This is a genomic window from Actinorugispora endophytica, from assembly GCF_004363075.1.
Lineage (GTDB): Bacteria > Actinomycetota > Actinomycetes > Streptosporangiales > Streptosporangiaceae > Actinorugispora > Actinorugispora endophytica.
In genome coordinates this window covers 17,788-43,704 of record NZ_SNYN01000029.1, presented here as the reverse complement: position 1 = coordinate 43,704, position 25,917 = coordinate 17,788, and the positions used below count along the sequence as shown (strand labels likewise).

Below are 25,917 nucleotides of genomic sequence, written 5' to 3'. Positions count from 1 at the left end.
TCTTAACGGGAGGTGGCGGACGTGGCCGATCGCGATGACGAGCGTCAGGCAGAGCGCGACCGTGAGGAGCTCACGGCTCAGGTCTCCTACTTGGAGAAGGAACTCAGCGTACTGCGGCGCAAGCTCGCCGACTCCCCTCGGCACGTGCGGCTGCTCGAAGACCGGTTGAGGGAGGCCCAGACCGGACTCGCGGCGTCGAACGCGCAGAACGACCGCCTGGTCTCGACCCTGAAGGAAGCCCGCGACCAGATCGTGGCGCTCAAGGAGGAGGTCGACCGGCTGGCACAGCCGCCGTCCGGCTTCGGCGTCTTCCTGGAGGCCCGTGACGACGAGACCGTGGAGATCTTCACGAACGGCCGCAAGATGCGGGTGAACGTGAGCCCCTCGGTGGACCTGGACGAGCTCCGGTCCGGCCAGGAGGTGATGTTGAACGAGGCGTTCAACATCGTGGAGGCGGCCTCGTTCGAGACCGTCGGCGAGGTCGTCATGCTCAAGGAGATCCTCGAGGACGGTGACCGCGCCCTGGTCATCTCCAACCACGACGAGGAGAAGATCGTCCGGCTCGCCGAGCCGCTGCGCGACCAGCCGATCCGCGCCGGCGACTCCCTCCTGCTGGAGTCGCGCTCGGGGTACGTCTACGAGCGCATCCCCAAGTCCGAGGTCGAGGAGCTGATCCTCGAAGAGGTCCCGGACATCGCCTACACCGACATCGGCGGGCTCGGCGGCCAGATCGAGCTCATCCGCGACGCGGTCGAACTGCCCTACCTGCACAAGGAGCTCTTCTACGAGCACAAGCTGCGCCCGCCCAAGGGCGTGCTGCTGTACGGCCCGCCCGGATGCGGAAAGACCCTCATCGCGAAGGCCGTCGCGAACTCCCTGGCCAAGCAGGTCGCGGAGAAGACCGGACGCGACGTCGGCAAGAGCTTCTTCCTCAACATCAAGGGCCCGGAGCTGCTCAACAAGTACGTCGGCGAGACCGAGCGGCACATCCGGCTGGTCTTCCAGCGCGCCCGCGAGAAGGCCAGCGAGGGCACGCCCGTCATCGTGTTCTTCGACGAGATGGACTCCATCTTCCGCACCCGCGGCTCGGGGGTGTCCAGCGACGTGGAGAACACGATCGTCCCGCAGCTGCTCAGCGAGATCGACGGCGTGGAGGGCCTGGAGAACGTCATCGTGATCGGGGCCTCCAACCGCGAGGACATGATCGACCCGGCGATCCTGCGGCCCGGCCGCCTGGACGTCAAGATCAAGATCGAGCGGCCCGACGCCGAGGCGGCCCGCGACATCTTCTCCAAGTACATCACCGACGACCTGCCGCTGCACACCGATGACCTGGCCGAGCACGGCGGTTCGGCGGCCGGGACCGTCAACGCGATGATCCAGCGGGTGGTCGAGCGGATGTACGGCGAGACCGAGGAGAACCGGTTCCTGGAGGTCACCTACGCCAACGGTGACAAGGAGGTCCTGTACTTCAAGGACTTCAACTCCGGGGCCATGATCCAGAACATCGTGGACCGCGCCAAGAAGATGGCCATCAAGGACTTCCTCGAGGCCGGTTCCCGGGGCCTGCGCGTGGCGCACCTGCTCCAGGCGTGCGTGGACGAGTTCAGCGAGAACGAGGACCTGCCCAACACCACCAACCCGGACGACTGGGCGCGCATCTCCGGCAAGAAGGGCGAGCGCATCGTCTACATCCGGACCCTGGTCTCCGGCAAGAAGGGCGCGGACGCGGGCCGCTCCATCGACACCGTGGCCAACACCGGCCAGTACCTGTAGGAACGCGGCCGTAGGACGCCTTGGGGCCGACCGGTAGTCCGGTCGGCCCCGTGCCATCGGGTGCCCTCCGGGCGGGGAGGGGCGCGTCCCGAACACGGCTGTTGGGGCACAATTCGGCGGGCCGCGCATCAAAACGGCTCGCGCTGGATAACCTCAAGGCATGACTGTGCGGCGGATTATGGGTGTCGAGACCGAGTACGGGATCTCCGTGCCCGGCAATCCCGGTGCCAACGCGATGGTGACCTCCACCCAAGTGGTCAACGCCTACCTGGCGGCCTCGGCCGCCCGGGCGCGCAAGGCCCGCTGGGACTTCGAGGAGGAGAACCCGTTGCGCGACGCGCGTGGGTTCGACCTCGCGCGCGAGGTCGCGGACCCGTCCCAGCTGACCGACGAGGACCTGGGGCTGGCCAACGTGATCCTCACCAACGGCGCGCGGCTCTACGTCGACCACGCCCACCCCGAGTACTCCGCGCCCGAGGTCACCAACCCCCGTGACGCGGTGCTGTGGGACAAGGCGGGCGAGCGCGTCATGGCGGACGCGGCCAAGCGCGCCTCGGCCATCCCCACGATCGAGCCCATCCAGCTGTACAAGAACAACACCGACAACAAGGGCGCCTCCTACGGCTGCCACGAGAACTACCTGATGAGCCGCGCCACCCCGTTCGCGGACATCGTCCGGCACCTCATCCCGTTCTTCGTCTCCCGCCAGGTCGTGTGCGGGGCCGGTCGGGTCGGCCTCGGCGCGGACGGCCGGGAGGCCGGGTTCCAGATCAGCCAGCGCGCCGACTTCTTCGAGGTCGAGGTGGGGCTGGAGACCACCCTGAAGCGGCCCATCATCAACACCCGCGACGAGCCGCACGCGGACCCCGACAAGTACCGGCGCCTGCACGTCATCATCGGCGACGCCAACATGAGCGAGATCTCGACCTACCTCAAGATCGGGACCACCGCGATCGTGCTGGCGATGATCGAGGACGGCTTCCTCAGCGCCGACCTGTCGCTGGAGACCCCGGTGGCGGACCTGCGGGCCATCTCGCACGACCCCGGCCTCACCCACGGGGCGCGGCTGCGGGACGGGCGCCGCATGACCGCGCTGCAGCTCCAGGGCGAGTACCTGGAGCAGGCCCGCAAGTACGTCGAGGACCGGTTCGGCTCGGACGTGGACCCCGACACCGCCGACGTGCTCGACCGCTGGGAGGCGGTCCTGGCGACCCTGGCCGAGGACCCCATGCGGCTGGCCGACCAGCTCGACTGGGTCGCCAAGCTCAAGATCCTCGAGGGCTACCGCTCGCGCGACGGCCTCGACTGGGACCACCACCGCCTCCAGCTGGTGGACCTGCAGTACTCGGACGTGCGCGAGGACAAGGGGCTGTACAACCGACTGGTGGCGCGCGGGCGCATGCGGAGGCTGCTGGACGAGTCCGAGGTGCGGGAGGCCATCACGGAGCCGCCCGTCGACACCCGGGCCTACTTCCGCGGGCGCTGCCTGGCGAAGTACGCCGACTCGGTCGCCGCCGCGTCCTGGGACTCGGTCATCTTCGACCTGCCGGGACACGACTCCCTGCAGCGCGTGCCCACCCTGGAGCCGCTGCGCGGGACCAAGGAGCACGTGGGCGCGCTGCTGGACCGTTCGGCCACGGCCGCGGACCTGGTCGCGGTGCTCACGGGGGAGCGGCGCTGAACGGAGGGCGCCCCGCCCGTCCGCCGGCCCCGCGGAGGCGGGGAGGGAGCGGGGCGCCCGGCGGGCTCAGGAGCCGGCGGCCCGCATGTAGGCGGTGAACTCCGCGAGGGAGATCAGCCCGTCGCCGTCACCGTCGATGCCGCGCACGGCCTCGACGGACTGCTCCTCGGTGATCGGCGAGCCCAGCACCTCCATCAGCCTGTGCAGCTCCCCCGCGGAGATGCGCTGGTCGTCGTCGCTGTCGACAAGGTCGAATGTCGCCGCGTAGTCGTTCGTGTCGGCCACTGCCGCACCTTTCCCGGCTCTCGCCGTGCCCTGGTCCCGAATCGCAGACGATCGGTACCCTACAGCGGTCCCGGTCGGAGGCCGCGGTGCGCGATCCTGTCCCCCGGGCGGCCGAATCGGGTGGATGTCGGCTGTTCGGACGCTTGTACGGGCCGTCCGGCGGGTACCGTGCGCAAAACAGACGCCGTGATCAAGGTTGAGCGGGGCGTCGAATGGCCAAGATAGTGGCGAGAGCTCGACGACAGGGAGGAGCCTCCACATGGCGACCAGGGACACCGGCGGTCAGAAGCACGGCACCCGGCAGAACGAAGAGGTCGAAGAGGTCGAGGCGGGCACCGAGGCCGCCGAGCGCAACGAGAAGCTGTCCGAGGACGTCGACGACATCCTGGACGAGATCGACGAGGTGCTCGAGACCAACAGCGAGGACTTCGTGCGGCAGTTCGTGCAGAAGGGCGGCGAGTAGCCGGGGCGCCTGTCGCCGGGACCGGGGGACGGGCCCCGGTCCCTGTCGGGGCCGCCGGCGGGCCCCTCACCGAGTTCGCTGAAAGAGAAGTCGCCTCCGGCGAGTACCTCCGTGTCCTGCGGGGTCAGTAGGGTCGAGCAAGCCAACGAAGAAGTCCGCAGAGCGCCCCGCCCGCCCCTTCCGGGCGGGGGCGCCGTCGAAGGGAGTCGCGTGTCTGAAGCGTTCGGGGGCAGCGGACGGCTGCCCGCCGCATTCATGAGTCCGGGAACCTCGTCGTTCGTCGACTTCCTCAGCGCGGTGAGCCCCGACCGGCTGCCGGGCCGGTCCGATCTCCCCCAGGGGGGATCGGGTGCGCACCTGACCCCCGAGGCCACCACCATCGTGGCGATGACCTTCCCCGGCGGCGTCATCCTGGCCGGGGACCGCAGGGCCACCTCCGGCAACGTGATCGCCAACCGCGACATGGACAAGCTGTTCCGCACCGACGAGTTCTCCGCGATGGCCATCGCGGGCGCGGCGGGGATCGGCATCGAACTCGCCAAGCTCTTCCAGGTGGAGCTGGAGCACTACGAGAAGCGGGAGGGGCGGCCCCTGTCGCTGGAGGGCAAGGCCAACCGGCTGGCCACCATGATCCGCTCCAACCTGGGCCTGGCCATGCAGGGCTTCGTCGTGGTGCCGCTGCTGGTGGGCTACGACGAGAGCCGCTCCGAGGGCCGCATCTTCAGCTACGACCCGGTGGGCGGGCGCTACGAGGAGCACCGCTACCACTCCATCGGCTCGGGGTCGGTGTACGCCAGGGGGTCGCTCAAGAAGCTCTACCGCGAGGACCTCACCGAGACGGACGCCGCGCTCGCCGCCCTCCAGGCGCTGTACGACGCCGCCGACGACGACTCCGCCACCGGCGGGCCCGACGTGTACCGCAAGATCTACCCGCTGATCGACGTCGTCACCGACGAGGGGCACCGCAGGATGGCCGCGGCCGAGGTCGAGGAGCTGGCCGAGACGGTCGTGACCGGGCGGACCGAGCGTCCCGACGGACCCACCGCCCCGGTGCGCTGACCACCGCCGAGACCCTCACAGACCAGTAAAGGAAACCACGCCGGTGTCGATGCCGTTCTACGTCTCGCCAGAACAGATCATGAAGGACAAGGCGGACTACGCGCGCAAGGGGATCGCGCGCGGCCGCAGCGCCGTCGTGCTGCAGTACGACGGCGGCATCCTGTTCGTGGCGGACAACATGTCCCGGACGCTGCACAAGATCAGCGAGCTCTACGACCGGGTGGCGTTCGCCGCGGTCGGCCGCTACAACGAGTTCGAGAACCTGCGCCTGGCCGGGGTGCGCTTCGCCGACATGCACGGCTACACCTACGACCGCAGCGACGTCACGGGGCAGATGCTCGCCAACGCCTACGCCCAGACCCTGGGCGCGGTCTTCACCGACAGCAACAAGCCCTGGGAGGTGGAGATCGTCGTCGGGGAGGTCGGCGAGACCTCCGACACCGACCAGATCTACCGCATCACCTTCGACGGCTCGGTCGTGGACGAGCACGACTTCCTGGCCATGGGCGGATCGGCCGAGCGCGTCACCACGGCGCTGCGCGAGCGGTACGTCAAGGGCGCGCCGCTGGCGGAGGCGCTGGACGCCGCCGTGCACGCCCTGGCCCACGAGAACGGCGAGCAGCGCGAACTGGAGGCCGCCAGCCTGGAGGTCGCGGTTCTGGAGCGCTCCCGCCCGCACCGCAAGTTCCGCCGGATCCAAGGGGACCGGCTGGTCCGGATGCTCGAGGGCGCGCGCGCCGCGGGGAAGGGGAGCCCGGCCGGACCGCGCTCCCCCGAAGGCGGTGCCGGCGCCGACTGATTTCGATTGGCAGGCGCCGCGGGCTCCTCGCCCGCGGCGTCCCGGGACGGACGAAGGATGGGTGAGGCCGCGTGGATCGTCGCATCTTCGGCTTGGAGAACGAATACGGGGTCACCTGCACGTTCCGGGGGCAGCGACGGCTGTCGCCGGACGAGGTGGCGCGCTATTTGTTCCGCCGCGTGGTGTCGTGGGGGCGCAGCTCCAACGTGTTCCTGCGCAACGGGGCGCGGCTCTACCTGGACGTGGGCTCCCACCCGGAGTACGCCACCCCCGAGTGCGACAGCCTGGTGGACCTGGTCGCGCACGACAAGGCGGGCGAGCGGATCCTGGAGGGCCTGCAGGTCGACGCCGAGCAGCGCCTGCACGAGGAGGGCATCGCCGGGGACATCTACCTGTTCAAGAACAACACCGACTCCGCGGGCAACTCCTACGGCTGCCACGAGAACTACCTGGTGGGGCGGCACGGCGAGTTCGGGCGCCTGGCCGACGTCCTCATCCCGTTCCTGGTGACCCGGCAGATCATCTGCGGCGCGGGCAAGGTGCTGCAGACCCCGCGGGGCGCGCTGTACTGCGTGAGCCAGCGCGCCGAGCACATCTGGGAGGGCGTGTCCTCGGCCACGACCCGGTCGCGCCCCATCATCAACACCAGGGACGAGCCGCACGCCGACGCCGAGCGCTTCCGGCGCCTGCACGTCATCGTGGGCGACTCCAACATGAGCGAGACCACCACGCTGCTCAAGCTCGCCTCCACCGACCTGGTGCTGCGCATGATCGAGGCGAACGTGGTGATGCGCGACTACACGCTGGAGAACCCGATCCGGGCGATCCGCGAGGTCAGCCACGACATGACCGGGCGGCGCAAGGTGCGCCTGGCCAACGGGCGGGAGGCCAGCGCGCTGGAGATCCAGCGCGAGTACCTGGAGAAGGTGCAGAACCACGTCGACCGCAACGGCACCGACGCCACCGGCAAGCGGGTGCTGGAGCTGTGGCAGCGCACGCTGGAGGCGGTGGAGACCGGCAACCTGGACCTGGTGGCGCGCGAGATCGACTGGGTGGCCAAGTACAAGCTGCTGGAGCGGTACCGCGCCAAGCACGGCCTGAGCCTGTCCTCGCCGCGGGTGGCCCAGCTCGACCTGACCTACCACGACATCCACCGCGAGCGCGGGCTGTTCTACCTGATGCAGCGGCGCGGGCAGATGGAGCGGGTGGTCAGCGACCTGAAGATCTTCGAGGCCAAGTCGGTCCCGCCGCAGACCACCCGGGCCCGGCTGCGGGGCGAGTTCATCAAGAAGGCGCAGGAGAAGCGCCGCGACTTCACCGTGGACTGGGTGCACCTCAAGCTCAACGACCAGGCCCAGCGCACCGTGCTGTGCAAGGACCCGTTCAAGGCGCTGGACGAGCGGGTCGAGAAGCTCATCGCGGGCATGTAGCCGCCGCGGTCCGCGGGAGCCGGGAGGCCCCGCGGACCGCCTTCCGGGGAGCCTTCCGCGACCGCGATGGTCCTGACGCCGGCGTCAGGACCATCGCGGTCCTGCTCAGCGGGGGGCCTCGCCCATCCGGTCGACCACGTAGTGCAGCAGGTCGGTGGCGGTCTGGTCCATGTGGGCCTCCATCGCGCCGCGGGCCGCCGCGGGCGACCCGGCGGTGACCTCCGCCAGGATGTGCCGGTGGTGCTTCTGGGCGTTCTCGCGGACCGGGGCGAAGGCGGCGGCCCGGGTGCGGACGTGCGGCAGCAGCCGGTCCAGCGGCCCGCAGACCGCGGGTACGAAGGCGTTCCCGCAGGAGCGCAGGACCGCCTCGTGGAAGGCGTCGTCGGCGCGCGCGAACGCGGCGGCGTCGCCGGCGGCGGCGGCCTCGTCCATCTCCGCCACGTGCGCCGCCAGCAGGGCCAGGTCCGCCTCGGTGCGGCGCGCGGCGCACAGCTCGGCTGCCCCGGCCTCGATCATGCGCCGCACCTCGACGACCGCCAGCGCGGTCGTTCCCGCCCCGGCGCCGCGGCCGACCGCCCGCAGCACGGGCTCGAGGTCGGTCCAGCGGTCGGCGGCGTTGACGTAGGTCCCGCGGCCGCGCTTGACGCGGACGATGTTCTTGGTCCGCAGCACCTTGACGGCCTCGCGCACGGTCAGGCGGCTGACACCGGCCTGTACGGCGAGTTCGGCCTCGGACGGCAGCGCCTCGTCCACCGCGATCTCACCGCGCACCACCTGGTCGAGCAGATGCTCGGCGAGGCTGTCGACCAGGCTCTCACTACTCATCACACCGGTGCCTCTGACGTCTGACGGGTTGGTTCCGGTGAAGTTAACACCCGTGCCGGCCAGCGTGCAAGGGGCTCCGCCGCCCCCGCCCGCAGGCGGGGGAGACGGGGGCCGCGGCGCGCGCCTATCGGTGGAATCACCGGTTCGGCCTTCGAAAGCTTCCTGCCTCCCAGGTCGATGGGTAGTTTGAGGGCGCGGGCGGTGGCGTTCACCTCCTGGCCACCCCTTCCATTCCCGGACGCTTTCGCACCGCCCTTCTCTGTCCATACCGACTAGTCGGCATGAGATGGGAAGTCGTCATCCCCCGCTGTCCGGGTGCGGCGGTTCCGTGTAGAGAGAAGAGAGTTCATGGCCCCTACCGCACTGGACCACCTGCTGGAGGTCGAGGGGGTGACGGTCCGCTTCGGCGGCCTCGCCGCCCTCTCCGACGTCGGCCTGACGATCGCCCCGGGCACCGTGGCGGGCCTCATCGGGCCGAACGGGGCGGGCAAGACCACCCTGTTCAACGTCCTGTCCGGGGTCGTCCGGCCGCAGAGCGGCAGCATCACCCTCAAGGGCGAACGGCTGCGCGACCACCGGCCGCACCAGCTGGCCGGGCTGGGGGTCTCCCGCACCTTCCAGGGGCTCAACCTCTTCGGGCACATGTCGGTGCTGGACAACGTCATCGTCGGCGCGGACCGCCTCGCACGCGGCGGGCTGCCCGAGATGCTCACCGGCCTGGGCCGCTACCAGCGCGACGAGCGCGAACTCACGGCCAGGGCGATGGCGGCGCTGGAGGAGTTCGGCGTCGCCGACACCGCGCACGCCCTGCCCGGGACCCTGCCCTACGGGGTGCAGAAGCGGGTGGCGCTGGCCCGCGCCCTGGTGTCCGAGCCCGAACTGCTGCTGCTGGACGAGCCCGCCAGCGGGCTCTCCGGCGACGACACGGCCGAACTCGCCGCCAAGATCCGCGGGTTCGGCCGGCGCATGGGCGTCATGCTCGTCGAGCACCACATGGACCTGGTCATGGACGTGTGCGACCACATCGTGGTCCTCAACTTCGGCCAGGTCATCTGCTCGGGACCGCCCGCGGTCGTCCAGGCCGACCCCGCGGTGGCCGAGGCCTACCTGGGCACGCCCGCACAGGAGGAGAACGGTGACTGAACCGCCGATCCTGCGGATCGAGAACCTGTCCACCCGCTACGGGGCGGTCCGGGCGCTGCGCTCGGTGAACATGACCGTGCGCAGGGGGGAGATCTGCGCGGTCCTGGGCGCGAACGGGGCGGGCAAGACCACGCTGCTGCGCACCGTCTCGGGGCTGCAGCCCCCGGACCCGGGGAGCCGGGTGCTGGTGGACGGAACCGACGTCACCCGGCTCCCCGCCGAGGCCATGGTCCGCCACGGCGTCGCGCACGTGCCCGAGGGCGGCGGGGTCATCGCCGAGCTGACCGTCGAGGAGAACATGCGGCTGGGCGGACTGTGGCGCGCGGGGCGGCGCGAGCGCGGCGCCAAGGCCGCCGAGATGTTCGAGCTCTTCCCGCCGTTGGCCGAACGGCGGACCCGCCACGCGGGCACCCTGTCCGGCGGGGAGCGCCAGATGCTCGCCATCGGCCGCGCGCTGATGGCGCGCCCCCGGGTGCTGCTGCTGGACGAGCCCTCCCTCGGCCTGGCCCCGCTCATCACCCGCCGGATCATGCGGCTGCTGCAGGACCTGCGCGCCGGGACCGGGCTGACGGTCGTGCTGGTGGAGCAGAACGCCGCGGGGGCGCTGTCCGTCACCGACCACGGCCTCGTGCTCTCCCAGGGCGCGGTCGTGGCCTCGGGAAGCTCCGGCGAGCTGCTCGCCGATGACCGGATGCGCCACGCCTACCTGGGCTTTTGAGGGTGACCACGTGAACCACTTCATCGACCTGACACTCAACGGGATCGCCAACGGGGCGATCTACGCGGCTCTGGGGCTCTCCCTCGTCATCATCTACCAGGCGACCCGGGTGGTGAACTTCGCCCAGCCCGCGCTCGCCCTGATCGCGGTCTACCTCGCCTACGCCGTCTACCTGGCGACGGGCAGCTACTGGACGGGCTTCGCCGTCGCCCTGGCGAGCGGGACGCTGATGGGCGTGCTCGCCGAGCGGCTGCTGATCCGCCCCGTGCACGGCAGGTCCCCGCTGAGCGCGATCATCGTGACGCTCGGACTGCTCCTGGCCCTGCAGGGCGCGGCCGGGATGGTCTGGGGGAACGGGGACTACTCCTTCCCCTACCCGATGGACTTCCGGGGACGGTTCTCCCCGGCCGGCGCGTTCGGCCTGGGCGCGGTGGCGGTGGTCACGCTGCTGCTCTTCGCCCTCTACCGGTTCACCCCCCTGGGGCTGCGGATGCGCGCCGCCGCGCTGCACCCGGAGTCGGCCCGGCTGAGCGGTGTGCGGGTGGGCCTGATGCTCACCGCGGGGTGGGGGATCGCGTCGGCGATCGGCGCGCTCGCCGGGATGCTCGCCGCCCCGCCGTTCCTGTCGCCCAACGCGCTCGACGCCGTCTTCGTCTACGGCATCGCCGCGGCCGTCCTGGGCGGCCTGGAGAGCCCGTTCGGCGCGGTCGCGGGCGGCCTGCTGCTGGGCGTGGGGCTGTCCTACGTCTCCGGCTACGCCGGTCCCGAACTCACCACCCTCGCCGCCCTGGCGATCCTCGTCGTGGTGCTCAGCGTGCGGCCCGACGGGCTATTCACCCGCCCCGTGGCCCGAAAGGTGTAGTGATGGCCTCCTCCCTGCGACGAAAGCAAGCGCCCGCGGCCGCGACCGCCCGCGCCTCCGCGCGGCGCGGCCCCGCCGGGCTCTGGAACTCCCTGCCGGTCCTGCCGCGCCACCTGCTCGCCGCGCTGGCCGCCCTGGCCCTGGTCGCGGTCCTGACCTCGGTCACCGACGGGCTGACCGCCCTGCGCGTCGCCAACGTCGGCTATTACCTGCTCGCCGTCGCCGGACTGCAGCTCCTGGTCGGGTTCAGCGGCCAGATCTCCCTGGGCAACGGCGCGTTCATGTTCATCGGCGCCTACACCACGGCCCTGATGGTGCTGTACACGCCGATGGCGCCACTCGCGGTGGTGATGCTGGCCGCCGTGGCCGCGGGCTGCCTGGCCGGGATGCTCGTGGGGGCCGCGACCGCCCGGCTGCACGGCCCCTACCTGGCGGGGGCCACGCTGGCCCTGGCCGTGGGCCTGCCCGCGGTCGCGCTGCGCTTCCCCGATCTCCTGGGCGGCTCCAACGGCCTGTTCTTCTCCCTGCGGGGCGCCCCGCCCGCGCTGTCCGGACTCGTCTCCGACAGCCAGTGGAAGGCCCTGGTCGTCTGGTTCGTCGTGCTGCTGGCGCTGGTCGTGCTGGCGACGACGAGCCGGGGGCGGCTGGGGCGGCGCATGCGGGCCATCCGCGACGACGAGGCGGCCGCCGCCACGGCCGGGATCCCGGTCGGACGCACCAAGGTCGTCGCGTTCGTCATCAGCGCCGGATGCGGCAGCCTGGCCGGGGCCTGCCAGGCGTACCTGCTGGGCACCGCCACGCCGAGCTCCTTCACCCTCGCGCTGTCGCTCAGCCTGCTCGCCGCGCTCGTGCTGGGCGGCCTGGGCAGCCTCTGGGGGGCGCTGTGGGGCGCGCTGGCCCTGGTCTACCTCGAACTCGCCGGCGAGGAGCTGGCACACGCGATGGGCCTGGGCAGCAACGTGGCCAACAACGCGCCCGTCGTCTTCTTCGGCGTGATCCTCATCGTCATCGTCATGGCCTGGCCGCTGGGAGTCCAGGGCGCGCTGTCCCGGCTGGGACGGTCCCTGCGCGGACGGTGACCACCGACCCACCGCTGTTCCGATCCCCGTCCCCCTCATCCCCTTGGGAGAGAAACCATGAGAAAACCGACCGCGGCACTGGCCGGGGCGCTCGCCCTGGCACTGCTGGCCACGTCCTGCTCGGGAGCCGGGCAGACGGAGGGCGGCGGTGTCGGAGACCTGGACGTGTCCACCGGCGTCACCGACGACACCGTCGTCATCGGCACCCACCAGCCGCTGACCGGACCGGCCTCCGCCGGGTACCTGTCGATCTCCCAGGGCGCCACGGCGATGTTCGACTACATCAACGCCCAAGGCGGCGTGCACGGCCGCCGGATCGACTACCGGGTCCAGGACGACGTCTACGACCCGACCCAGACCATCGAGGTCACCCAGGAACTGGTCATGGGCGAGGAGATCTTCGCGATGCTGGGCGGGCTCGGCACGCCCACCCACTCCAAGGTCGTCGACTACCTCAACGAGGAGGGCGTTCCGGACGTCTTCGTCTCCTCGGGCGCGCTGATGTGGAACAACCCCGAGGAGTACCCGCTGACCTACGGCTACCAGGTCGACTACACCAAGGAGGCCAAGATCCTGGGCCAGTACGTCGCCGAGAACTTCCCCGACGCCAAGGTCGGCTACTTCTACCAGAACGACGACGTGGGCACCGACTCCCAGGCCGGACTGGACCAGTACCTGGCCGACATGGTCGTCTCGGACCAGCGCTACGAGGCGACCGCACCCGAGGCGGTGGCCACGCAGATCGCGGCGCTCAAGGAGGACGGCGCGGACCTGGTCGTGTGCGCCTGCATCCCCTCCTTCACCGCGCTGGGCGTGCTGAACGCGGCGGGCCAGGACTACCACCCGCAGTGGGTGGTCAGCAGCATCGGCTCGGACGTTCCCACGCTCAAGAACCTGCTCAGGGAGTTCGGCGAGTCCGACGAGCTCCCGGTCGAGGCGATGCTGAACGGCATGATCACCAGCGGCTACCTGCCCGCGACCAATATGGAGGACGACCCCTGGACGCGGTTCTACCAGGAGGTCCACGAGGAGTACGGCGCCGAGGGCGAGCTCACCAACACCACCATCTACGGCATGGTCCAGGCCACGATGTTCGCCAGGGCGCTCAAGGCGGCGGGGCCCGAGCCGACCCGCCAGGGGCTCGTCGACGCGTTGGAGTCCATGGAGTGGAACGGCCCCGGCGTCGTCCCGTTCGCGTCCTCGGCCGACGACCACGGCGGCTACGCGGGCGCGCTCATCAACCAGTACGTGGCCGAGGGCGACGAAGAGGGACTCGAGGAGCTCCAGGGGCCGATGGTGACCGACCGCGAGGGCGGCGACATCACCGAGGGTGCCTTCGACCGCGCCACACCCGAGGAGTACGACTTCCACGACTAGGGGCAGCCCCGGCGCGGGGGTGACTCGGGCACCGGTAGTCCGGGGGGGTCCTTCGACTCCGCGCCACGCGGATCGCGGGGTCACGGCGGGCGGCGACGGCGGGTGCCGGTCGGGGCCGCGACCACGATTCGCGGGCCGGTCCCGCTCTCACCCGGAATGATCATGGGCTTTCCGCCCTTCCCGGCCCCGAAACGGGCGGAAAGCCCAAGACCGTCAACAAAACCACCGGTGCCCGAATTCACCCCCGCGCCGGAGCTTCCCCAGTGCTCCGACCGGGAACGTCCACCGGCGGGGACGGGAAGGCCTCCCCGGCCGGCGGGCGGTCCCCGAGTGCCGGTGGTCTCGACGTCGGCGGCCTGGGACGTCCGTTTCGTGGGGCGCCGGCGTCGAGGCCGTCAAGGGGAACGGACGGCAGGCCGCCGACGGGAGCGGCGGGTGAACACGCCCCATTGACTGTGACCTACGTCTCGGTAACCTGGGCCGCGTGGCAGACACACTGACAGCCCCGGCCTCCCGTGTGCGCGGCCGGGGCGCGGAAGTCGAGCGCCTCGTCCGGATCGTGGCCCGAAGCGCCGAGGGCCGGGGCGGCGCGCTGGTCGTCGAGGGCCGCCCCGGCGCAGGCAAGAGCGCGCTGGTCGACGCGGCGCTGGAGGAGGCCAAGGGCCACCTCGTCCTACGGGTCAACGGCCGCCGGCCCGAGGCCGGGCTCCCGCTGTCCGGGCTGCACGGGCTGCTCCTGCCCGTCCAGCACCGCCTCGACGCGCTCGACCCCGGGCACCGGCGGCTCCTGGCCGACGCGTTGCGCCGCGGCCGGTCCGATCCGGCCGACCGGCTGGCGCTGCCGGTGGCGGTGCTGGCCTTCCTGGCCGCGCTGGCGGACCCCCGCCCGCTGGTGTGCGTGGTCGACGACGCGCAGTGGATCGACCCCGAATCCCTGGCCCTGCTGGCCTTCGCCGCCCACCGGACCGGCGGTGCGCGTGTCGCGCTGCTGTTCGCCACGCGCGGCACCCCGCCCGAGGAGCTGTCCGGCCTGCCCGGGATGCGGCTGGGCCCGCTGCCCGAGGAGACGCTCCAGGCCCTCCTGGAGGAGGCACACGAGGACATCGACCCCGCCGTGCGTGCCGAACTCGTCCGGCGCGCGCACGGCAACCCGATGGTCGCCCTCGGCTACGCGGCGGCCCTGGCCCCCGCCCGGCGCACCGGCGCCGAGCCGCTGCCGCAGCTGCTGCCCGTCCCCGCGGAGGTCATGGACGCCTACGCCGAGGCGGTGGCCTTCCTCCCCGACGACGTCACCGGGCTGCTGCTGCTCGCGGCGGTCGAGCCGGGGGTGGCGGTCCCGGTCCTGGCCGCGGGGCGGGACGACCTGCTCGACCCCGACGCAGCGCTCGACCGGGCCGAGCAGGCGGGCGTGCTGCGGGTGCGCGACGGCCGGGTGGAGTTCGACGACCCGATGCTGGGCGAGACCGTGCGCAGACGCGCCACGACCGCCCAGCTCAGGCAGGCGCATCTGGCCATGGCGGGGATGCTCGCCGAGCGCGGCCCCCGGCACCGGGCGCTGTGGCACCGGGCGGTGGCCGAGACCGGGCCCGACGAAGAGCTGGGGCGCGAGCTCACCGCGGCGGTGTCCGCGTCCGACCTGACCGCGCAGGAGGCCTCCGCGCTGCTCGAACGCGCCGCCGAGCTCACCGACCGACCCAACCGCCGGGCGGGCCGCCTGGCCGAGGCCTCCTACCAGGCGTGGGCGGCGGGCCAGTACTGCCGCAGCGCCACACTGATCAAGCAGGCCGCGCCGTACGTGCCGATGGCCCGCACCCGGGGCCTGCCCGACATGGTCGACGGCTACCTCGCGATCGGCGCCGACGATCCGGTCGAGGGCTGCGACCGGCTCATGTCGGCGGCCCGGGACGTCGCCGCCCATGACACCGGGCACGCCCGGTCGCTGCTGCTGCGCGCCGCCGACGCCGCCTCGCTCGCGGGGGACCTGGACCGCTACGCCGAGGCCGCGCGCCGGGCGCTGGCCCTGGACGCCGACGAGCGGCTGCGCGACTCCGGCCTGTCCTACGTCGAGGGCTCGATGCTGGCCTTCGCGGGCGACTACCGGTCCGCGCTCGAACCGCTGCGCCGCTCCATGGAGCTGTCCGAACGCGACGACAACCCCCAGGCGCTGATCCGCTCGATCGTGGCGTCCCAGCGGCTGGGCGACATCGCCGGGGCGCGCCGCCAGACCGCCCAGGCCATCGCGCGGGCCGGCGCCAGGGGCACGGTCTCGATGGTTCCCCAGGCGCTCTCCTACGCCGTGTACGGGGAGTTCTGGACCGGGTCGGTGGCCACCGCGGCCGAGCACGCCTCGCTCGGCCTGCGGCTCTCGGCGGAGACGGGGCAGCGCAACTGCGCCGCGCACCACCTGGCCGCGCTGGCGATGGTCGCGGCCATCCGGGGCGACGCCGACGGCTGCGCGGTCCGCGCCGCCGCGGTCACCGAGCACACCGACAACCGCCCGCTGGGGCTGCCCTCCGCGCTGACCGAATGGGCGCTGGCCTTCCTCGACCTGACCCGGGGCCGCATGCGCGAGGCGGCCACCCGGCTGGAGGAGCTGGCGCGCACCGAGCCCCGCCGGGGGCACCGCACCATCCGGGTGCTGAGCGCGCCGCACTACGTGGAGGCCGCCGTGCACGTGGGCGCCGCCGACCGCGCGGCCGCCGCGCTGGCCGACTACGAGCGGTGGGCCCGGGCCACGGGCGGCCCCAACGAACTCGCGCTGGTGGCGCGCTGCCACGCCCTGCTCAGCGACGGCGACACCGCGCGCGAGCACTTCGAGGAGGCGCTGCGGCTGCACCGCGGCGGCGACCCGGGAGGGATCGAGGAGGCGCGCACCCGCACGGCCTACGGTTCGCTGCTGCGCCGCGGCCGCCTGCCGTCGGCGGCCCGCCCGCACCTGCGCCACGCGGTGGAGGCGTTCACCCGGCTCGACGCGCCGCTGCTGCTGCGCCAGGCCAGGGAGCAGCTGCGCGCCACCGGCGAGACCTTCGACCAGGAGGCGCCCGCGTCCGGGCTGACCCCGCAGCAGGAGCAGATCGCCCGCCTGGTGGCCGAGGGGGCGACCAACCGGGAGGTCGCCCAGCGCCTCTACATCAGCCCGCGCACGGTCGAGCACCACCTGCGCAACGTGTTCCGCCAGCTGCAGATCCGCTCGCGGGTGGAGCTGGCCCGGCGGATCAGCGGCCGGTGAGGCGCACCCGCGGGTAGAGCCGGACCAGGCTGTCCAGCATCGACTCCAGGCCGAGCTCGAAGGCGCCGTCGTCCACCGCGCTGCTGTGCCCTGCCAGCAGATGCGCCTGGTCCAGGTGCGGGTAGTCGCGCGCGTACACGGCGGCGTCCTCGGTGAAGCCGCGCGCGAACGAGCCCAGCGCCGAGCCGGTGACCAGGTAGCGCATCATCGCGCCGATGCGGGTGGCCTGGGATCGGGGCCACCCGGCCTCGGTGAGGGCGCCGTACACGGCGTCGGCCAGGCGTAGCCCCGAGGGGCGCAGGCCGGGGCCGCGCGCCATGAACGGCACGATGTTGGGGTGTGCGACCAGCGCCGCGCGGTAGGAGCGCGCCCACACGCGCAGCGCCTCGTCCCAGGGCCGCGCGGCGAACACCGCGATGTCCACGTCCTCGATCACCAGGTCGGCGACCGCGTCCAGGATGTCGTCCTTGCCGGTGAAGTGGTTGTACAGAGAGGGGGCCCGCACTCCCAGCTCCTCGGCCAGACGGCGGGTGGAGAGCCCGTCGATCCCGTCGGCGTCGATGATCGCCAGCGCGGCCCGGGTGACGCCGGCGCGGCTCAGGATCGGGGTGCGCGGACGCGCCACGGGTCTCCTCAAGTGCTTGCGACTGCGGTCCGCCGGTCCCGGCGGCGCGGATTCCTGCGGGGAGTTCCGCTGGCGGGCGGGTGTCCGGCGGATCCGGGGCGGGAGGTCGGGGCCCCGGGTGTTTGCAAACGGTATCGGATGGCCTAGTCTGCACGCGAGAAAACTAACAGCGATAGTTTTTTGGGGGCCGCATGGACTTCACGCTCACCGAGGAGCACGAGGCGCTGCGCGCGCTGGCGGCCGAGTTCGTGGACCGCGAGATCACGCCGAACGTGGCCGGATGGGACCGTGTCGAGCGGGTGCCCCGGGAACTGGTCCCGCGCCTGGGCGAACTCGGCTTCATGGGGCTGACCATCGACGAGGCCGACGGCGGGTCGGGCGGCGACCACCTCGCCTACAGCCTGGTGATGGAGGAGCTCGGCCGGGGCGACTCCTCCGTGCGCGGCCTGGTGTCGGTCTCGCTGGGCCTGGTCGCCAAGTCCGTCGCCGCCCACGGCACACCCGCCCAGCGCGAGCGCTGGCTGCCCGGCCTGTGCTCGGGCGCGCTGCTGGGCTGCTTCGGCCTGACCGAGCCCGACACCGGGTCCGACGCCGCGTCGCTGGCGCTGCGGGCCGACCCCGACGGCGGCGACTACCTGCTCAGCGGCTCCAAGATGTTCATCACCAACGGCACCTGGGCGGACGTGGTCCTGCTCTTCGCCCGCACGGGCGGACCCGGCCCCAAGGGCATCACCGCGTTCCTGGTCCCCGCGGACGCCCCCGGCCTGGAGCGCACCGAGATCCGCGGCAAGCTCGGCCTGCGCGGCCAGCCCACCGCCCAGCTGTTCTTCGACGAGGTCCGGGTGGGCGCCGACGCGGTCCTGGGGCAGGAGGGCGGGGGCTTCTCCATCGCGATGTCGGCCCTGGACAAGGGGCGCGTCTCGGTGGCGGCCGGATCGGTCGGCGCCGCCCGGGGCGCGCTGGAGAGCGCGCTGGCCCACGCCGGGCAGCGCACCCAGTTCGGCCGCCCCATCGCCGGATTCCAACTGGTGCAGGACATGCTCGCCGACATGGCCGTGGAGACCGACGCCGCCCGGCTGCTGGTGTGGCGGGCCGCGGACCTCGTCGACCGCGGCCTGCCGTTCGCCACCGAGGCGTCCATGGCCAAGCTGTTCGCCACCGAGACGGCCGTGCGCGCCGCCAACAACGCCATGCAGGTGTTCGGCGGATACGGATACATCGACGAGTACCCGCCCGGCAAGTACCTGCGCGACGCCCGCGTCACCACCCTGTACGAGGGCACCAGCCAGATCCAGAAACTCATCATCGGCCGGGCCCTCACCGGGGTCAGCGCCTTCTCCTGAACCCCCGACCGACGGAGGCACCATGGTCAACACCGACCGGCTCTACATCGGCGGCCAGTGGGTCGTCCCCCTGAGCACCGAGCGCATCGCGGTGGAGAACCCCTACACGGAGGAGACCGTCGCGCGCGTCCCCGCGTGCGGCGCCGCCGACGTGGACCGGGCCGTGCGCGCCGCGCGCGAGGCGTTCCCCGCCTGGTCCGCCGTCACACCCGCGGACCGCGCCGCGCACCTGAAGGCCCTCCAGCGCGAACTCGCGGTGCGCTCCGAGGAGATGGCCGCCCTCATCACCGCCGAGATGGGCTCCCCCCGCAGACTCGCCGAACGCGTCCAGGTGGGCCTGCCGCTGATGGTCCTGGGCGAGACCGCCGCGATCGTCGAGGAGTTCGCCTGGTCCGAGCGGATCGGCAACTCCCTCGTCGTGCGCGAACCCGTCGGCGTGGTGGGGGCCATAACCCCCTGGAACTACCCGCTGCACCAGACCGTCGCCAAACTCGCGCCCGCGCTCGCCGCCGGGTGCGCGTTCGTGCTCAAACCCAGCGAGGTCGCCCCCCTGTCGGCCTTCCTGCTCGCCGAGGTCGTCGACTCGGTGGGCTTCCCGCCCGGCGTGTTCAACATCGTCACCGGCACCGGTCCGGACGCGGGGGAGCCCCTGGTGGGCCACCCGCTGGTGGACATGGTCTCCTTCACCGGCTCAACCCGCGCGGGGACCCGCGTCTCGGAACTGGCCGCGGGCACGGTCAAGAAGGTGGCACTGGAACTCGGCGGAAAGTCCGCCGGGATCATCCTGGACGACGCCGACCTCGCCGCGTCCGTCAAGGCGGTCGTGGCCAACTGCATGCTCAACTCCGGTCAGACCTGCACGGCCCTGACCCGGATGCTCGTCCCGCGCGCCCGTTACGACGAGGCCGTCGCCCTGGCGGCGGAGGCGGCGGCGCGCGCGCCGATGGGCGATCCCGCCGACCCGGGCACCCGCGTCGGCCCGCTGGCGTCGGCGCCCGCGCGCGTGCGCGTGCTGGGCTACCTCGCCCAGGCGCGCCGGGAGGGCGCGGTCTTCGCCACCGGAGGCCCCGACGCGCGGGTGCCCGAGCAGGGCCACTTCGTGGCGCCCACCGTGCTGGCCGGAGTGGACCCCTCATCGGCCGTTGCCCGCGAGGAGATCTTCGGCCCGGTGCTCACCGTGCTGGGCTACGACGACGAGGACGACGCGGTGCGCATCGCCAACGACAGCGACTACGGCCTGTCCGGCGGGGTCTGGTCGGGCGACACCGACCGCGCCCTCGCCGTGGCCCGGCGCCTGCGCACCGGCCAGGTGAGCGTCAACAACGGCCAGTTCAATCCGGCGGCCCCCTTCGGCGGGTACCGGCGCTCGGGTACCGGGCGCGAACTTGGCCGCTTCGGTCTGGAGGAGTTCTGCGAGGTCAAGGCGGTGCAGCTGCCGTGACCCCGATCCCCAACACGAGGAGGACCATGCACACCACACTCGGAGCAGTGCTGCGCGCCCCCGGCGGACCGCTGAGCGTCGAGGAGATCACGCTCCCCGGCCTCGGACCGGACGACGTGCGCGTGCGCATGGCCGCCACCGGCGTGTGCCACTCGGACCTGTCCCTGGCCGACGGCACCCTCGCGCACGCCGTTCCCGTCGTCCTGGGGCACGAGGGCGCCGGACACGTCGCCGAGGTGGGCGGGGCCGTGACGGACCTGTCCGTCGGCGACGCGGTCCTCCTGAACTGGAACCCGCCGTGCCGCACCTGCTGGCACTGCGTCAACGGCGAGCCCTACCTGTGCGCCAACGCCGCCGAGGCCTCGCGCCGCGTCTGGGGGACCCTGGCCGACGGCACCCCGGTCCACCCGGGCCTGGGCGTGGCCGCGTTCTCCCAGGAGACCGTCGTCCCGGCGGCCTCCTGCCTGGTGGTGCCCGACGACGTGCCCCCGGCCCAGGCCGCGCTGCTGGGCTGCGCGGTCCTGACCGGGGTCGGCGCGGTGCGCAACGCCGCCGGGGTGCGCCCCGGCGAGTCGGTGGCGGTCATCGGGCTCGGCGGCGTGGGCCTGAGCGTCGTGCAGGGCGCGCGCATCGCGGGCGCCTCGACGATCATCGCCGTCGACCCGGCCGCGGAGAAGGAGGAGCTGGCCCGCTCGATGGGGGCCACCCACTTCCTGGCCCCCGGCGACGACCTGTCCCGCCGGATCCGCGCGATCGCCGACGGTCGCGGCGTCGACCACGCCATCGAGTGCGTGGGCCGGGCCGCGACGATCCGCGCCGCCTGGTCCGCAACCCGGCGCGGCGGCAAGGCGACCGTCGTGGGCTTCGGCGCCGCGACCGACGAGCTGTCCTTCAACGCCCTGGAGATCACGCACTTCGCCCGCGCCCTGCAGGGCAGCCTGTACGGCAGCAGCGATCCGGCGGTCGAGGTCCCCGAGCTGCTGCGCCTGTACCGAGAGGGCGAACTCGACCTGTCGGCCCTGGTGACCAGGACGATCGGACTGCACGAGGTGGAGGAGGCGTTCGCCGACATGCGCTCGGGGCGGGGAGCGCGCAGTCTGGTCCTGTTCTGAGCGGAGAGAACGCCTTCCGGGCGGGCGTCCGCGCGCTCTTGACTCCCTCTTACCCGGATAGTGCATCCTTTCTTCTTCGATAGTGTGTCGGAGATTCTGGCCAGACTCTTGAGGTAGTGACATATGCGTCGACGTGCCGCCACGGCCCTAGCGGTGCCGTTCTGTGCCCTGCTGCTGGGGGTATCCGGTTGCGGGGTCATTCCCGAGGACTGGAAGACTCCGGCGTTCATGCAGTCCGACGAGGACTACGACAGCCGGCTTCCGACCATCACGGGCGACGTCGGCGAGGACCCCGAGGTGGCCTTCCCCGACATCGCCCCGCCCGACGAGCAGCTGACGGGCACGGTGAAGGAGGGCGAGGAGGACGGCGCGCTCATCCGCGGCGACGACATGGTGCTCGTCCACACGGTCGACTACCAGTGGACCGCCAGGGGCGAGACCGAGTTCACCCGGTCCACCTACGAGACCGGCGCGCCGGTGCTGCTCCAGATGGACCAGATGACCGAGGAGTTGTCCCAGGCGATCGTCGACGAGACGGTCGGCTCCCGGCTGGCCTTCCTCTTCCCGCCGATGACGGAGGAGGAGCGCCAGCAGGCCGAGTCGATGGGGCAGGAGGCGCCCGAGGGCGCGTCGCTGACCATCGTGGACGTCGTCGACCGCTACGGCAAGGGCGACGTGGTCCCCGGCGAGCAGTCCACTGACGGCGGCGACGGCCTGCCCACCGCCCCCGACCCCGGACGGGCGATCCCCGAGATCACCATCCCCGAGGACACCGACCCGCCGAAGGACCTGGAGATCGTCCCCCTGATCGAGGGCGACGGCCCGGAGGTCGCCGAGGGCCAGCAGGTCGTCACCCAGTACACGGGCGTGCGCTGGGACGACGGCGAGGTCTTCGACTCCACCTGGAACGCGGGCAAGGACGGCACGCCGTTCAGCTTCCAGGTGGGTGTCGGCGGGGTCATCGAGGGCTGGGACGAGGGCCTGGTCGGCCAGAAGGTCGGCAGCCGGGTCATGTTGGTCATCCCCGAGGACATGGCCTACGGCGAGGACGCCGCGGACAGCGGGGCCCCGGCCGGGACCCTGGTCTTCGTCGTGGACCTGCTGGGCGCCTTCGACAGCGCCCCCGCGGAGGAGGCTCCCGAGGAGGAGGCTCCCGAGGAGGAGGCCGCTCCCGAGGGCGGGGACGCCGAGGCCACCGAGGAGTAGTCCCCAGGCCGACGCAGCGCGGTCCCCGGGCCCGTCGAGAGACGCCCCGGGGACCGTTTTTCCTGCACTCCCCGCTGATCTTGACCTTTCCGGGGTCTCAACCGCTTCTGAGACCCCGGAAAGGTCAAGATCAGCGGGGAGGCCACCGCGCGGCTCCGGTGCGGGAGCGCCTCCTCAGGCCGACAGGCCGGCGGCGTGGCGGCCCGCCGCGGCGGCGGCCAGGAAGGAGGCGGCGTCCTCGGCGAGGCCGCGCCCCATCGTGGACAGCCGAACCGGGAGGGCGCGCAGCGCCTCCTCCAGCCCGTCGACCTCCACCTCGACCAGCGTGTGCCGTTCGGCCAGCACCGCCGCCTGGGCGCGCAGCCGGTCGCCGAACCCGCCCGGCAGCACCGGCAGCACCACGTCGGCGCGGGCCAGCGCCACCCGCCCGTACGCGGTGAGGCTGTGGTGCGACACCCCCCGGTGCCGCTCGCGCGCGTCGGCTTCGCTGACCCGCAGCGCGGCCACCGGACGCCCGTCCAGGACCGCGGCGGCGTTCACCGCCTCACCGGCCGCCACCCCCGAGAACCCCCACGGGGTCCCGGTCCCCAGGTTCCCCGGCCCCTGCGCCACGACCGCGACGTCCGCGCCCAGCACGTGCCTGGCCGCCAGCAGCCCGGTGTGCACGGTCACGGCCTCCAGGTCGCCGCCGAAGGACTGGCCGACCGTGACCGAGCCCGCCAGCGCGCCCGCCGCGCGCAGCCGCGCCACCGTCGCGGAGAACCAGAGCGGCAGCGCCCCGCCGTCCAGCATCACGTACACCACCCGCGCGCCGGGCCGCGCCTGGAGCACCCCCGCCAGGACCGCCGGGACCGCCGAGTGCAGGTCCGCGGTCACCACCGGCATGCGGTCCACCCCGTCGGCGTCGCGCAGCGCCGCGTGGTGCGGGGACCCCTGCTCGTCCGCGCCCAGCACGGTGGCCTGCAGGGGCGTGTACCGGGCCTTGACCAGGTGCCCCGGCCCCTCGGGGTCGGGGGGCAGGCGATCGGGCAGCGCCACGACCAGCGCGTACCCGCCGGTGCCCAGCCCCATGGCCAGCGCCGTGGTGTTCAGCAGCACCCGGTCGCCCGGGCGCGGATCGCCCACCAGGCGGGGGTAGGCCAGCGCCCGGCAGGCCCCCTCGCCGTCGGCCAGCAGCACGTCGGCCTCCACCACGCCGGGCCACGTCCGGCGGACTTCGCGCACCCGTCCTTCACGCCATCTGATCACGCGGGTCACGGTACCGTTTGGGTGAGCAGATGTCCGGGAAACGGGTCTGCCGACCAGGCCGCGGCCTCGCCCCGCCCACTGCGGCGCCTTCCCGGAGCACACCGAACCCGCGGGCACGGGGCGTCTGGGAGAGGCACGACGATGTCGCAGGACAAGACCGAACGGCAGCTCAACCTGGTGATCTGCCTGCTGGCCACCAGGCGCTTCCTCAGCGCGCAGGAGATCCGCGCGACCGTGCACGGCTACGGCGACGCCGAGAGCGACTCCGCCTTCAAGCGCATGTTCGAGCGGGACAAGAAGGAGCTGCGCGCCGCGGGCATCCCCATCGAGATGGGCGGGCACGACGCCTTCAGCGACGAGGACGGGTACCGCATCTCGCGCGCCGACTACGAACTGGAGCCCATCGAGCTGCGCCCCGACGAGGCCGCCGTGCTGGGGCTGGCCGCGCGCGCGTGGCGGCACGCCGTCCTGGGCGAGGCCGCGTCCAACGCCCTGCTGAAGCTGCGCGCGGCCGGGGTGCCCGTGGACTCCGAGGCGCTGCCCTCCATCACCCCGGTGCTGGGCACCGACGAGCCCGCGTTCCTGCCGATCTGGCAGGCGGTGCGCGACCGCCGTCCGGTCGGCTTCGAGTACCGCAAGCCCGGGGCCGAGCCGTCGTGGCGCGAGGTGGAGCCGTGGGGCGTGGTCAACGTCCAGGGGCGCTGGTACGTGGCGGGGTACGACCGGGACCGCGCCGACCGTCGCGTGTTCCGGCTCGGCCGCATCGTCGGCGACGTGCGGGTGCACACCACGGGTCCGGCGGTGCGGGTGCCCGACGGCGTCGACGTGCGCTCGGTGGTGCGCGCCCGGCCCGTCGAACCCGACCACGTGGCGACGCTGCGGGTGCGCGCCGACTCCGCGCACGTGCTGCGCCGCGCCGCCCGCCGGATCGTGCCCGGGGACCGCCCGGGGGACCGGCCCGGCTGGGACCTGCTGGAGTACCCCTACTCCGACGAGGCCGACATGGCCGCGCGGATCGCCGAGTACGGCGAGCACGTCCTGGTGCAGGACCCGCCGGGGCTGCGCGCCGCCGTCATCGGGCACCTGCGCGCCGTCGCCGAGTCCGGCGCCGAGGCGGCCGACACGGCGGAGGAGTCCTCGGACACCGGGCGCGGCGGCGCGCCCCGGCGAGCCGGGGCCTCGTCCGAGCAGCTTCGCCGCCTGCTGATGCTGGTGCCCTACGCGCTGAGCCACGACGTGCGGGTGTCGGAGGTTGCCGCGCACTTCGGACTGCCCGAGAAGCAGGTGCTCAAGGACCTGAGCCTGCTGTGGATGTGCGGCCTGCCCGGCTACACCCCCGGCGACCTGATCGACGTGGACGTGGAGGCCGCCGCCGAGACCGGCGAGATCATCATCGGCAACGCCGACACCCTGGCCGCGCCGCTGCGCCTGACCGCGGACGAGGCCGCCAGCCTGGTGGTCGGCATCGAGTTGCTGAGCGGGATCCCCGGCGTGGACAGCGACGCGCTCAAGCGGGTGGGGGAGAAGCTGCGCGCGGTCGCGGGCGCGGCCGTCGGACTCGCCGACGCCGTGGAGGTGCGCGTCGAGCTGGACGACGAGGTCAGGGAGATGCAGCGGCGCGCGGGGGAGGCACTGGAGGCCGGGCAGCGCCTGCACCTGCGCTACCTGTCGGGCTACGAGGACCGGGTGACCGAGCGCGACGTCGACCCGATGCGGCTGGTGATCCAGGACGGGCAGGCCTTCCTGGAGGGCTGGTGCCGTCTGCGCTCGGGCGTGCGGCTGTTCCGCCTGGACCGGGTCCTGGACCTGACCGTGCTTCCGGTGGCCGCCCAGGTGCCCACCGGCGCGCGCGGGCGGGACCTGAGCGACGGCGTGCTCCAGTTCTCCGGCGACGACGCCTACGTCAGCTTCGAACTGACCCCCGCCGCGCGCTGGGTCGCCGAGGACTACGTGTGCGCCGGGGTCCGGGAGCTCCCCGGCGGGCACCTGCGCGCCACGCTGCGCACCCCCGAGCCCGCCTGGGCGGTCCGCCTGGCCCTGCGGCTGGGCCCGACCGGGCGCCTGGTGGCCCCGGCCGAACTGGCCGACCGGGCGCGTGAGCAGGCCGGACGCGCCGTGGACGGATACCGGGACCGAGAGTGAGCCCGGAGCCCCGGAGTGTCCTCGCGGTACGTTCCGAGACCAGAGATTCACCATGCCGCAGTGGTGTTCGGCCG

21 protein-coding genes are annotated in these 25,917 nt (G+C 72.7%); 17 read left to right on the top strand and 4 right to left on the bottom strand.

Annotated elements, in window-relative coordinates; translation table 11 throughout:
• Positions 1-12: 12 nt before the first annotated feature.
• The gene (arc, locus tag EV190_RS21420; RefSeq protein ID WP_133743400.1) at positions 13-1,776 is read left to right on the top strand and encodes a proteasome ATPase; all 1,764 of its coding nucleotides are present in this window, start codon (positions 13-15) and stop codon (positions 1,774-1,776) included.
• A 160-nt stretch (positions 1,777-1,936) separates the two neighbouring features.
• Positions 1,937-3,457 (top strand): depupylase/deamidase Dop, encoded by a 1,521-nt coding sequence (gene dop, locus EV190_RS21415; RefSeq protein ID WP_341770569.1) that lies wholly within the window; start codon positions 1,937-1,939, stop codon positions 3,455-3,457.
• Positions 3,458-3,523: 66 nt separating this feature from the next.
• Here the strand turns inward: dop and EV190_RS21410 are convergent, their stop codons facing one another.
• Positions 3,524-3,742, bottom strand: a complete 219-nt coding sequence (locus EV190_RS21410) for an EF-hand domain-containing protein (RefSeq protein WP_133743399.1) — start codon at positions 3,740-3,742, stop codon at positions 3,524-3,526.
• Positions 3,743-4,001: 259 nt separating this feature from the next.
• Here EV190_RS21410 and EV190_RS21405 point away from each other — a divergent pair, with 259 nt between their 5' ends.
• The 4 genes from EV190_RS21405 to pafA all read left to right on the top strand — a co-directional run bounded on the left by EV190_RS21405 (position 4,002) and on the right by pafA (position 7,493).
• Positions 4,002-4,205 carry a ubiquitin-like protein Pup gene (locus tag EV190_RS21405; protein ID WP_133743398.1) on the top strand — a complete coding sequence of 68 codons (204 nt, stop codon included), beginning with the start codon at positions 4,002-4,004 and terminating at the stop codon, positions 4,203-4,205.
• 210 nt (positions 4,206-4,415) lie between these two features.
• A complete protein-coding gene (prcB, locus tag EV190_RS21400; RefSeq protein WP_133743397.1) occupies positions 4,416-5,264 on the top strand; it encodes a proteasome subunit beta in 849 nt (282 codons plus the stop codon).
• Between the two features lie 49 nt (positions 5,265-5,313).
• Positions 5,314-6,063: a proteasome subunit alpha gene (gene prcA / locus EV190_RS21395; RefSeq protein WP_133743419.1), complete on the top strand. Its 750-nt coding sequence runs from the start codon at positions 5,314-5,316 to the stop codon at positions 6,061-6,063.
• 71 nt (positions 6,064-6,134) lie between these two features.
• The gene (gene pafA / locus EV190_RS21390; RefSeq protein ID WP_133743396.1) at positions 6,135-7,493 is read left to right on the top strand and encodes a Pup--protein ligase; all 1,359 of its coding nucleotides are present in this window, start codon (positions 6,135-6,137) and stop codon (positions 7,491-7,493) included.
• A gap of 105 nt (positions 7,494-7,598) precedes the next feature.
• On the opposite strand, the gene EV190_RS21385 is transcribed toward pafA, so the two are convergent.
• The gene (locus tag EV190_RS21385; RefSeq protein ID WP_133743395.1) at positions 7,599-8,318 is read right to left on the bottom strand and encodes a FadR/GntR family transcriptional regulator; all 720 of its coding nucleotides are present in this window, start codon (positions 8,316-8,318) and stop codon (positions 7,599-7,601) included.
• Between the two features lie 348 nt (positions 8,319-8,666).
• Here EV190_RS21385 and EV190_RS21380 point away from each other — a divergent pair, with 348 nt between their 5' ends.
• From EV190_RS21380 to EV190_RS21355, 6 genes are all read left to right on the top strand, one after another.
• Entirely contained in the window at positions 8,667-9,461 is a 795-nt protein-coding gene (locus tag EV190_RS21380) for an ABC transporter ATP-binding protein (RefSeq protein ID WP_133743394.1), read from the top strand.
• Positions 9,454-10,179, top strand: a complete 726-nt coding sequence (locus EV190_RS21375; protein WP_133743393.1) for an ABC transporter ATP-binding protein — start codon at positions 9,454-9,456, stop codon at positions 10,177-10,179. Before EV190_RS21380 ends, EV190_RS21375 begins: the two co-directional genes overlap by 8 nt.
• Before the next feature lie 10 nt (positions 10,180-10,189).
• Complete coding sequence (locus EV190_RS21370) at positions 10,190-11,041, top strand: branched-chain amino acid ABC transporter permease (protein WP_133743392.1); 852 nt, start codon at positions 10,190-10,192, stop codon at positions 11,039-11,041.
• A gap of 2 nt (positions 11,042-11,043) precedes the next feature.
• Positions 11,044-12,120: a branched-chain amino acid ABC transporter permease gene (locus tag EV190_RS21365; RefSeq protein ID WP_133743391.1), complete on the top strand. Its 1,077-nt coding sequence runs from the start codon at positions 11,044-11,046 to the stop codon at positions 12,118-12,120.
• Positions 12,121-12,177: 57 nt separating this feature from the next.
• Positions 12,178-13,497: an ABC transporter substrate-binding protein gene (locus tag EV190_RS21360; protein ID WP_133743390.1), complete on the top strand. Its 1,320-nt coding sequence runs from the start codon at positions 12,178-12,180 to the stop codon at positions 13,495-13,497.
• Positions 13,498-13,981: 484 nt separating this feature from the next.
• The gene (locus EV190_RS21355; RefSeq protein ID WP_133743389.1) at positions 13,982-16,726 is read left to right on the top strand and encodes an AAA family ATPase; all 2,745 of its coding nucleotides are present in this window, start codon (positions 13,982-13,984) and stop codon (positions 16,724-16,726) included.
• On the opposite strand, the gene EV190_RS21350 is transcribed toward EV190_RS21355, so the two are convergent.
• Positions 16,713-17,351, bottom strand: coding sequence for a TetR/AcrR family transcriptional regulator (locus EV190_RS21350; protein WP_133743388.1), 639 nt, complete (start codon positions 17,349-17,351; stop codon positions 16,713-16,715). The two genes, EV190_RS21355 and EV190_RS21350, sit on opposite strands and share 14 nt — an antisense overlap.
• 191 nt (positions 17,352-17,542) lie before the next feature.
• On the opposite strand from EV190_RS21350, the gene EV190_RS21345 reads away from it, so the two are divergent.
• The 4 genes from EV190_RS21345 to EV190_RS21330 all read left to right on the top strand — a co-directional run bounded on the left by EV190_RS21345 (position 17,543) and on the right by EV190_RS21330 (position 22,453).
• The gene (locus tag EV190_RS21345) at positions 17,543-18,694 is read left to right on the top strand and encodes an acyl-CoA dehydrogenase family protein (protein ID WP_133743387.1); all 1,152 of its coding nucleotides are present in this window, start codon (positions 17,543-17,545) and stop codon (positions 18,692-18,694) included.
• A 22-nt stretch (positions 18,695-18,716) separates the two neighbouring features.
• On the top strand, positions 18,717-20,135 hold the full coding sequence (locus EV190_RS21340; RefSeq protein WP_133743386.1) for an aldehyde dehydrogenase family protein: 1,419 nt from the start codon (positions 18,717-18,719) through the stop codon (positions 20,133-20,135).
• A 26-nt stretch (positions 20,136-20,161) separates the two neighbouring features.
• Positions 20,162-21,247: a Zn-dependent alcohol dehydrogenase gene (locus EV190_RS21335; RefSeq protein ID WP_133743385.1), complete on the top strand. Its 1,086-nt coding sequence runs from the start codon at positions 20,162-20,164 to the stop codon at positions 21,245-21,247.
• A 123-nt stretch (positions 21,248-21,370) separates the two neighbouring features.
• Positions 21,371-22,453: an FKBP-type peptidyl-prolyl cis-trans isomerase gene (locus tag EV190_RS21330; RefSeq protein WP_208113279.1), complete on the top strand. Its 1,083-nt coding sequence runs from the start codon at positions 21,371-21,373 to the stop codon at positions 22,451-22,453.
• A 174-nt stretch (positions 22,454-22,627) separates the two neighbouring features.
• On the opposite strand, the gene EV190_RS21325 is transcribed toward EV190_RS21330, so the two are convergent.
• Positions 22,628-23,701, bottom strand: a complete 1,074-nt coding sequence (locus tag EV190_RS21325; RefSeq protein WP_166655525.1) for a DUF3866 family protein — start codon at positions 23,699-23,701, stop codon at positions 22,628-22,630.
• A gap of 141 nt (positions 23,702-23,842) precedes the next feature.
• Here EV190_RS21325 and EV190_RS21320 point away from each other — a divergent pair, with 141 nt between their 5' ends.
• A complete protein-coding gene (locus EV190_RS21320; protein ID WP_133743384.1) occupies positions 23,843-25,843 on the top strand; it encodes a helix-turn-helix transcriptional regulator in 2,001 nt (666 codons plus the stop codon).
• Positions 25,844-25,917: the final 74 nt, after the last annotated feature.